At 71.8% G+C, this 9666-nt stretch carries 7 protein-coding genes and 1 pseudogene; 2 read left to right on the forward strand and 6 right to left on the reverse strand.

Annotated features, from left to right (window positions below):
- The 6 genes and pseudogenes from ACWGE1_RS37540 to ACWGE1_RS37565 form a co-directional block, all read right to left on the reverse strand.
- Positions 1–352, reverse strand: a pseudogene (locus tag ACWGE1_RS37540) (ABC transporter ATP-binding protein); the annotation flags it as partial.
- Positions 349–1410 carry an iron-siderophore ABC transporter substrate-binding protein gene (locus ACWGE1_RS37545; protein ID WP_453424953.1) on the reverse strand — a complete coding sequence of 354 codons (1062 nt, stop codon included), beginning with the start codon at positions 1408–1410 and terminating at the stop codon, positions 349–351. The pseudogene ACWGE1_RS37540 and the gene ACWGE1_RS37545, both read right to left, overlap by 4 nt.
- Positions 1411–1523: 113 nt before the next feature.
- Positions 1524–2348 carry an ABC transporter ATP-binding protein gene (locus tag ACWGE1_RS37550; protein ID WP_453424958.1) on the reverse strand — a complete coding sequence of 275 codons (825 nt, stop codon included), beginning with the start codon at positions 2346–2348 and terminating at the stop codon, positions 1524–1526.
- 60 nt (positions 2349–2408) lie between these two features.
- Positions 2409–3470 carry a FecCD family ABC transporter permease gene (locus ACWGE1_RS37555; protein WP_453424954.1) on the reverse strand — a complete coding sequence of 354 codons (1062 nt, stop codon included), beginning with the start codon at positions 3468–3470 and terminating at the stop codon, positions 2409–2411.
- On the reverse strand, positions 3467–4525 hold the full coding sequence (locus ACWGE1_RS37560) for a FecCD family ABC transporter permease (RefSeq protein WP_453424955.1): 1059 nt from the start codon (positions 4523–4525) through the stop codon (positions 3467–3469). Before ACWGE1_RS37560 ends, ACWGE1_RS37555 begins: the two co-directional genes overlap by 4 nt.
- Before the next feature lie 340 nt (positions 4526–4865).
- Positions 4866–5141, reverse strand: coding sequence for an isoamylase early set domain-containing protein (locus ACWGE1_RS37565; protein ID WP_030384091.1), 276 nt, complete (start codon positions 5139–5141; stop codon positions 4866–4868).
- A 313-nt stretch (positions 5142–5454) separates the two neighbouring features.
- On the opposite strand from ACWGE1_RS37565, the gene ACWGE1_RS37570 reads away from it, so the two are divergent.
- A complete protein-coding gene (locus tag ACWGE1_RS37570) occupies positions 5455–7716 on the forward strand; it encodes an MMPL family transporter (protein ID WP_453424956.1) in 2262 nt (753 codons plus the stop codon).
- A 76-nt stretch (positions 7717–7792) separates the two neighbouring features.
- Positions 7793–9666 (forward strand): beta-ketoacyl synthase N-terminal-like domain-containing protein (locus ACWGE1_RS37575; RefSeq protein WP_453424957.1); only part of this gene is annotated, 1874 nt, incomplete at its 3' end.

Here is a 9666-nt window from a genome sequence, read left to right on the forward strand (position 1 = left end):
GCACCGCCCGGACGGCGCCTTCGCGCAGCCGGGCGAGCAGGTCCGCGCCGAGGCGCCCGATGAGGTACGTCGACAGGGCGGTGGCCGCCGCGCCGAGCAGCGCGGCGGCCACCATCAGCACCCCGGTGGTGACCAGGATCGAGCGCGGACCGCCCGCGACCACCCCGTCGACGACCCGGCCGAGCAGAAGCAGCGGCAGCACCTGGAGCGCCGCCCCCGCCACCGTGGTGAACACGGTGGCGGAGGCCAGCCACGGCACCTCCCGGCAGTGCGCCGCGACCCAGCGGGTGGCCTCGCGTCCGGTCGTCGTGCGCAGGGTCGACGGGGCGACGCGCGTGGCGGTGATGCTCACACCTGACCGACCGACTTGACGAGTTCGTCGATGGCGTACGGCAGGGAGAGCAGGGTGCCCTGGGACATGGCCGCGCCGACGGCCGGGCCCTCGCTGTCGAGGAGGTAGGAGACCTTGCCGTTCTTGACCGCGTTCAGGTTGGTGAACAGCTGGAACTTCTTGAGCGCTTCCTGGTCCGCCTTGTCGGCGATGACGAAGATGCGGTCGACGTCGACGAGGTCCATGCGCTCGGGGGAGAGCGTGGTGTAGAACTTGCCGTCCGCGATCTTGTCGATCTCGGTCTGGCCCTTGTAGCCGATGCCCGTCACCAGCCGTCCGCGCACGTCGGTGGTGGTGAACGGGGCCACGGAGTCCTTGTACCAGGACAGCGGGACGGCGGTCTGGTTCGCGAACTCGGGGTGTGCCTTCTTGGCCGCGTCGAGCTTGTCCTGGATGCCCTTCACGAGCTCGGTGCCCTTGGTCTCCTGGCCGAGCGCCTTGGCGATGTGGACGGCGTTGTCCTGCCAGGGAGCGCTGAACGGCTCCTTCTCGGCCTTGGTGCGGCCCACCGTCGGGGCGATCTTGGAGAGCTTCTCGTAGCCCGCCTGGTCGATCTCGGAGTACACCGCGATGATCAGGTCCGGCCGCAGGGCCGCGATCTTCTCGTAGTTCGGGCCGGCGTCACCGTTGTTCATGACGACCTCGGGGCGGGTGTCGCCCCACTTGTCCTTCACCCAGGGCCACTGGGTGTTGATGTCGGGGGACGTGCCCGGCGGGTTCGGGTACTGGTCGACCATGCCGACCGGCTTGATGCCGAACGCCAGGATGGCCTGGTCGTCGGTGTATCCGACGGAGACGACCCGCTTGGGGGCCTTCTCGACCTTCGTGGTTCCGAACGCGTGCTCCACGGAGACCGGGAACGTGCCTCCGGCGGCCGGGGCGTTGTCGCTCTTCTTGTCCGCCTGGTCCGCCGAGTCGGAACCGCATCCGGTCAGGAGGCCGACCCCGAGGGTCGCGGCGGACACGACCGCCGCCAACCGCTTCCAGGACGCCGTACGTGTCGTTCGATCGAAAAGCATCCGAAATCCCTTGCTTTCGCGCCGTCCATTGCAGTCCCGCCCGAGGGCAGCCAAACCCTACCGCGCTCAAGTGAGGCTAGCCTAGCCTTACTTGCTCCGTAACTTTGTTTGATCTATGGAAGCCGCACGTGGGTGCGGCCGATGGGCACGATGAGCGGCCGGTCGCCCACCGGATCGTCGATCACCTTGGCGCGCAGCCCGAACGCCTCGTACAACAACTCGGCGGTGATCACGTCACGGGGGTGCCCCTGCGCAAGGATCGAACCGGCCTTCATCACGATGAGGTTGTCGCTGTAGCGCGTGGCCAGATTGAGGTCGTGCAGGACCAGGACCACGGTGCAGCCCGACTCGTGCAGGTCGTCCACCAGGTCGAGGACGTCGATCGCGTGCGCCAGGTCCAGATAGGTGGTCGGCTCGTCGAGCAGCAGCAGGTCGGTGCCCTGAGCCAGCGTCATGGAGATCCAGACCCGCTGGCGCTGCCCTCCGGACAGCGCGTCGACGGGACGGTCCGCCAGGTCGGACACCCCCGTCATGGCCAGGGCGCGCGCCACGACGTCGGCGTCGTCCGACGACCACTGCCGCAGCCAGCTCTGGTGCGGATGGCGGCCCCGGGCGACGAGGTCGGCCACCGTGAGGCCCTCCGGCGCGACCGGCGCCTGCGGCAGCAGCCCGAGCTTCTTCGCCACCTCCCTGGTTCTGAGCCGGCCGATGTCCTCACCGTCCAGCACGACCGTTCCGCTGGTCGGTTTGAGCAGCCGTGACAGGGTCCGCAACAGGGTCGATTTCCCGCACCCGTTGGAGCCGATGATCGTGGTGATCACCCGCGGCGGGACCGCCACGTGGAGGTCGTCGATGACGACCCGGCCGCCGTATCCGACCGTGACCCCTCTGGCCGCCAGCCGCGCGTCCTCCTCTCCCCCGGATTCGACGCCGGTCATCTGCGAAACGGCCACAACTCCCCCTGAAGTAGGCATGTCTGAAGAGATGTCAACGAGCAGCTAGCGGAGGTTGGCCCGCACCAGCAGATGGATGAGGAAGGGACCGCCGATCACAGCGGTCACCACGCCCACCGGGAGGGTGATCGGCAGGGCCGTACGGGCGACCAGGTCCGCGCCGATCAGCAGCAGGGCCCCCACCAGCCCGGAGGCCGCCATCGGCGGCGTCGGGCATTTCGCCAGGCGCATCGCCACCTGCGGCGCCACCAGGGCCACGAACGGGACCGGGCCGGCCGCGCTCACCGCCACACCGGCCAGCAGCACCGCGCACAGCAGGAGCACCGCCCGCACCCGCGTGTACCGGACACCGAGACCCGCGGCCACGTCGTCGCCCAGGTGCAGCGGCTTGAACTGGAACGCGACGCCCGTCACGACGGCCAGCAGCACGAGGGAGCACCACAGCGCCACGCCCACGTCGTCCCACGAGCGGTTGTCCAGCGAGCCGATCAGCCACGCCTGAGCCCGGGCGACGTCCCTGATGTCGGCCGTGACCAGCAGCCAGGTCGTGACGGCCTCCATCACGGCACTCACCGAGATGCCGATGAGGATGAGCCGGAAACCGTCGATCCCGCGCCGCCACGCCAGGAAGTACACGAGGAGGCCCGTGCCGAGGCCGCCCGCGAGCGCCGCTCCGGACAGCCCCACGGAGTTGACGACCGCCGCGGCGGTCCCGCCCGACACGGTCACCAGGAACACCGCGACCGCGCCGGCGCCCCCCGTGATCCCCAGGATGTCCGGGCTGGCCAGCGGATTGCGCGCGATGGACTGGGTGAGCGCCCCGGACACCCCCAGTGCGACGCCCACGACCAGACCGGCCAGGGCGCGCGGCATCCGCAGGTCCATGATCACGAACTTGTCCACCTGCTCGCCCCCGCCCAGGATGGTGGTGATCACCTGGGGCAGGCCGATGGGGAAGTCCCCGACGCCGATGGACAGGCAGAACACGAGGAACGTCGCCGCCGCCAGCAGCAGCGTGACGCACACGACCCAGGGCCGCCACACGAACGAGACGGGGCCGAGCCGCACGCCCGGCGTCACCGATGCCTTCACGTCGGTCCCGGTCATGCGCTCTTGAACTTTCCGCGCCACACCAGGGCCGCGAAGAACGGGGCTCCGAGGAGGGCCACGACGACACCCGCGTCCAGCTCCCCCGGCCGCACCAGCAGCCGCCCCGCCATGTCGCAGACCAGCAGGACGATGGCACCGAGCAGTCCCGCGTACGGCACCAGCCAGCGGTAGTCCGGCCCGGTGAGGTACCGGGCCATGTGGGCGACCATCAGGCCGAGGAAGGCGATGGGGCCGCACGCCGCCGTCGCCGCTCCCGCCAGCAGGGTGATGGCGACGATGCCGACGGTCCGGCTCAGCGCGATGTTCACCCCGAGCCCCCGTGCGACGTCGTCGCCGAGGTTGAGCAGGTTGAGGGCGGGCAGTGTGATCAGCGCCAGCAGGAGTCCGACCGCGATGAACGCGATCACCGGCCAGATGACGTCGAAGCCGACACCGGCCACGGAGCCCGCGTTCCAGAAGCGCAGGGCGTTCAGCGAGGCCTTGTCCGACAGCGCGACCGCCGTGGTCATCGCGGCGAGGAACACCGTGACCCCTTGTCCGGCGAGGGCGAGGGTCAGCGGGTTGCCCGCCCCCCGGCCGATGCTCGCCAGGCCGAAGACGATGACACCGGCGACCGCGGCGCCCAGGAAGGCGAACCAGACGTACTGCAACGGATTGGCGAAGCCGAACAGGGCGATCACCAGCACGACGGCGAACGAGGCACCGGAATTCACCCCCAGCAGGCCCGTGTCGGCGATCGGGTTGCGCGTGTACCCCTGGATCAGCGCGCCGCTCACTCCGAGCGCCACGCCCGCCACGAGCGCGAGGACCGTGCGGGGCACCCGTACGGTCCGCACGATGAGCCGTATCTCGGTGAGCCGCTGATCGGGGTCCGGCGCCGCCGATAACCCGCGCCACACCTCGGCGGGGGTCAGCGCACGCGCGCCGACGGCCAGCGACACCACCATGACGGCCAGGAGGACCAGCACCAGGACGGCGGAGCCGGCGAGCCGCCGCCTACGGGCCTCTGTGACGCCCCCGGGCACGGGGCGTTCCACTGCGATCGTGCCCATGTCGCTCTACGTCATCCCTTCGATCCACCGGGGGGAAGCACGGTCAGTGGCGCTCGCCACCGCCCGGACGGGTCGGCACGCTGACGCAGCCGCGACCGGAACTTAGGCAAAGCTAAGCTGATTCGATGGCGTGCTGTCGATAGACAAATCGGGCAGCCAGGAGGGAGAGACCACCAACTCGCCCACAAATATGCACTGTTGAACGATTAGGTAATCCTAACCTAACTTCCTCGGGACAGGACGTGCGGCAGGGGACGACAGCGGCGCGCCCCGGCCGCCGCCCCCTGTGCCGGAGGATCTGCGGCCGGGGCGCGCCCCGATCTGCGAGGAGTCCGTTCGCTCAGGTGTGCAGGCGGCTGTTGGGGCCGTCCTGGTCACCCGCGCTCTCGTCGTTGAACCAGTAGTCCCCGGCCGCCAGGTACCGGAACGAATGGGTGCTCTTGCTGGGCAGCTCGACGGTCACGGCGCGCTTGCCGTCCTTCCGGCGGGCCAGGGTGTGGACACCGGGCTGCCAGTCGTTGAAGTCGCCCACCACGCTGACCGGTCCCGGCGGGGTGTCGACGGGCAGGATGAAGGTGACTTCGGTGCGGTCCTTGCGCAGTTTGCGCTCCAGCATGGTGAGCTCCTGACAGCGGCAGTGGAGGTGGTACGCCGCCCATAGTCGGCGGCGGACGCACCGGACGCACTCCGGCGCCGCCAACTCCCACCCCGGACCCACCACATCGAGTGACCCGCGGGCACGCAATGTCACCCTGCGTGTCGGCGCCCGCGGGATCCCGTCCGCTCCGCTCCTGTCAAGGTACGAATGGCCGGGACTACGGCCTCGTCCCGCCCCCGGGCACGGTGGATAGCGACCTTCCTGCGCAAGAAGCAGGAGCCGATCGCCGTCCGCACCGGAGGCACCCATGTTCCGCCGCGCAGGGGCCTTCGTGACCCGTCGCCCCCGACTCGTCCTGGTGGCCGCGCTCGTGTTCCTCGTCCTGTCCGTCGTGTTCGGCACGGATGCGACCGGACGGCTGAAGTCGCAGGGATACGACGATCCGCGCTCCGAGTCGAGCCGCGCCGCGCAGCTGGCCGCCGAGCGCCTGGGCGCGTCCCCGAACCTGGTCCTCGTCGCGCAGCCCCGCAGCGGTTCCGTGGACGACCCGGCCGCCCGGAGCGCGGGCAAGGAGCTGACCGAGAAACTCGCCGCGCAGCCGCACGTGAGCGCCGTGACCTCCTACTGGACCGGTGGGGCGGCGGAGCTGCGCAGCCGGGACGGACGCGCGGCGATGCTGGTCGCGCACGTGGCGGGCGAGGGCGAAGAGCGCGGAGCCCGCGTGGACCGGCTGCGCGAGGAACTGGCCACCCCGGCCGACACACCCTCCGACGCACCCGCCGGTACCGCGGCCGACGCCCGGACGGCGCTGACCGTGCACGTCGGGGGAAGCGCACTCGTCGACGCCGAGCTCCAGGAGATCTCCGAGTCCGACCTGAAGCGCGCCGAGTCCGTCGTCCTGCCGGGCACCCTGATCCTGCTGGTCCTGGTCTTCGGCAGTGTGGTCGCCGCGGCCCTGCCCCTGCTGATCGGGGTACTGGCCATCGCCGGGACGCTGCTGGTCCTGAGCATCCTCGGCAGTGTCACCGACGTGTCCGTCTTCGCGCTGAACCTCACCACTGCGCTCGGCCTGGGGCTCGGCATCGACTACGGGCTGCTGATCGTCTCGCGGTTCCGTGAGGAGCTCGCCGCCGGATACGTCCCGCGCACCGCCGCCGTTCGGACCGTGCGCACCGCGGGTCACACGATCGCCTTCAGTGCCGCGACGGTCTCCGCCGCGCTCGCCACGCTGCTGGTCTTCCCGCCGTACTTCCTGCGCTCCTTCGCCTACGCGGGCATCGCCGTGGTGGTGATCGCGGCGGTGAGCGCCGTGACCGTACTGCCCGCCCTGCTGGCGCTGCTCGGTCCGCGGGTGAACGCCTGGGCCGTACCGTGGCGCCGCCGGGTCCGGACCGGCTCCCGGTCCGGTCTCTGGGAGGGGCTGGCGCGGATCGTCGTACGCCGCCCGCTGATCGCGGCGCTGCCGGTGATCGGCCTGCTGGTGCTGCTCTCCGCACCGTTCGCGCACGCCGATTTCGCCACCCCCGACGACCGGGCGCTGCCGGTGAGCGCATCCAGCCGTCAGACCGGTGACCTGGTGCGCGACCGGTTCGACATGAAGGGCTCCAGCGCGCTGACCGTCGTCACGAAGGAAGGCGTCCCCCCGAAGGAACGGGCGGACTACGCCCGCCGGCTGTCCGCGTTCCCGCAGGTCGCCCAGGTCGTGGGACCCGACGGCGGCTTCCGGTACGGCGAGCGGGCAGCGGCCCTCGCACCGGCCGGAGCCGCGACCCGGCCCGCGGGCGACGGCCCGGTCCGGCTCTCCGTGGTGCCGCTGGTCGACCCCCAGTCGCACGCCGCCCAGCAGCTCGTCCACGACATCCGCGCGGTCCCCGCCCCGGCCGGCACCGAAGTGCTCGTCGGCGGGCCGAGCGCGGTCCTGGTCGATGCCAAGGCCACGGTGGGCGACCGGATCCCGCTGGCGCTCGCCCTGATCACCGTCACCACCTTCGCCCTGCTGCTCGGCTTCACGCGCAGCCTGCTCCTGCCGCTGAAGGCCATCGCGCTGAACGCGCTGAGCCTCGCGGCCGTCCTCGGCGCCATGGTGTGGGTCTTCCAGTCGGGTCACCTGCAGCACCTGCTCGACTTCACCCCGGGACCCCTCAGTACGACCATGCCGGTCCTGCTGTTCTGCATCGTCTTCGGGCTCTCGGTGGACTACGAGGTGTTCGTCCTCGCCCGCATCAAGGAGGCGCACGACGCCGGGCAGGACAACGCCCGCTCGATCGTCTCGGGCATGGCCCGCACGGGCGGCATCGTCACCACCGCCGGCGCCCTGCTCGCCTTCACCCTGCTGAGCTTCGGCACCTCGCAGGTCTCCCTCCTGCAGTTCTTCGGGATCGGCGCGGGCCTCGGCGTCCTCCTCGACGCCACGCTCGTACGGGGTGTCCTCGTACCGGCGCTCATGCGCCTGGCGGGCGGCCTGAACTGGTGGGCGCCGCCCTTCCTGCGGCCCGGGCGACCGGGCCCGGCGCCGCGTCCCCCGCCGGCTCCCGCCCGCAGGTGTCCCACGGCCCGGCCCGCCCTGCGCACCCCGGCCCGCGCCCGCCACTGACCCCCGGTGCGCACCCCCGTCCCCACCCGCTCCCTCCCCCGTCCCGAGCACGGCATCACGACAAGGAAGACCTCTCATGACCGACATCGCCATCACCGGACTCGGCTGCCGCTTCCCCGGCGCTCCCGACGTCAGCGCCTACTGGAAGCTCCTGCTCGGCGGGAAGCGGCAGTTCTCCGCCGTGCCGAGGGAGCGCTGGAACCATGAGACCTTCCACGAACCCGGTAATCCGTCGGCCCCCCATGCCGCATACACCGACCAGGTCGCCTTCCTGGAGTACGTGGACCGCTTCGACGCCCTGCACTACGGCGTACCGCCCTCCCGCGCCAAGGCCATGGACCCGCAGCACCGGCTGCTGCTGGACGTCACCCGCGAGGCCCTCGACGACGCGGGGCTGGGCCGGGGCGACTTCGACCGGGAGAACACCGGGGTCTTCTGCGGAATGTCGGTGTCCGACTACAAGGACCTGATGTCGGCCCCCATCCGGGCCATCGCCCTGGCCGACGACGCCCGACGGGCCGAGGCGGACCACGGCGACCTCCTCGACGCCCTCAAGGACCACGCGGGAGCCCTCGGCGCCGTCCAGGCGTTCAGCCTGCCGGGGAGCCTGCTCAACATGGCGCCCGGCACCGTCAGCCGGCACTTCGACCTCGGCGGACCCAGCTTCGCCGTCGACGCCGCCTGCTCCGGCTCGCTGGTCGCCCTGGACCAGGCCGTGGCGCAACTGCGCCAGGGCGGCTGCCGGATCGCGGTCGTCGGCGGCGTGTACCTCAACCTCACCCCCGACAGCCTGATCGGCTTCTCCACGCTCCGGGCGCTGTCCGCCACCGGGGTGTGCCGCCCCTTCGACGAGGGTGCCGACGGTTTCGTGCTCGGCGAGGGCGCCGGCGCGGTCGTCGTACGGCCGCTCGCCGACGCGCTCGCCGCCGGCGACCGCGTCTACGCGGTGATCAGGGGCATCGGCTCCGCCAACGACGGCGCGTCCCCCGGACCGCTGGCGCCCGCCCCCGAGGGCCAGCTGCGCGCCATGCGCCGGGCCTACGACGACGCGGGGGTACCCCCGTCCACCGTGGGTTTCCTGGAGGCCCACGGCACCGGTACCACCACCGGCGACCGCACCGAGGTGGAGGCGCTGCGCCGGCTGCGCACCGAGTACCCCGACGACGACCCCTCCCTGTGCTACCTCGGTGCCGGCAAGGCCCTCATCGGACACTCCCTGTCCGCCGCGGGCATCGCCGGGCTGATCAAGACGGCCCTGGTCGTCCACCACCGCACGATCGTCCCTCAGCCGAAGACCGCCCCCCATCCGGACCTGGGCATCGACGCCGCGGGCCTGCGCCTCGCCGACACCGCCCGGCCCTTTCCGGAGTCCGGCACTCCGCGCCGGGCCGCCGTCAGCTCGTTCGGCTTCGGCGGGACGAACGTCCATGTGGTTCTGGAAGAGCGGCCCGCCCCCTCCCCCGTCCCGGCCCCCGGTCACCTTCCGGACCGCACCGGGGCCGGTGGGCCCCGGCTCGTCCTGCTCTCGGCCGGCAGCCCCGAGCTGCTGGACCAGCACATCGGCGACCTTCTCGACGCACTCGACACGGCGGACCCCGCGCCGCTGGCAGCCGTGGCCCACACCCTCGGTTCCCGCCGCCCGCTGAAGACCCGGCTCGCGATCGTGGCCGAGGACACGGAGGCGTTCGTCCAGAGGCTGCGCCGCGCCCGGCGGCAGCTCGCCGACGGCGACCGGGGCGACCTCGGCGACGGCGCCTTCGCCGCCGAGGCCCCGCTGCCGGCCGATCGGCGCCGCCTCGCCCTCCTCTTCCCCGGGCAGGGCAGTCAGCGGCCGGGCATGATGCGGGACCTGTACGAGGGGTTCCCCGGCTTCCGGGCGACCGTCGACCGCCTCGCCGCGGTGGCAGGCCGGGACAGCGGCTTCGACCTCGCCGACCTGCTGTACGGCGG

The organism is Streptomyces sp. NPDC054932 (assembly GCF_053610205.1).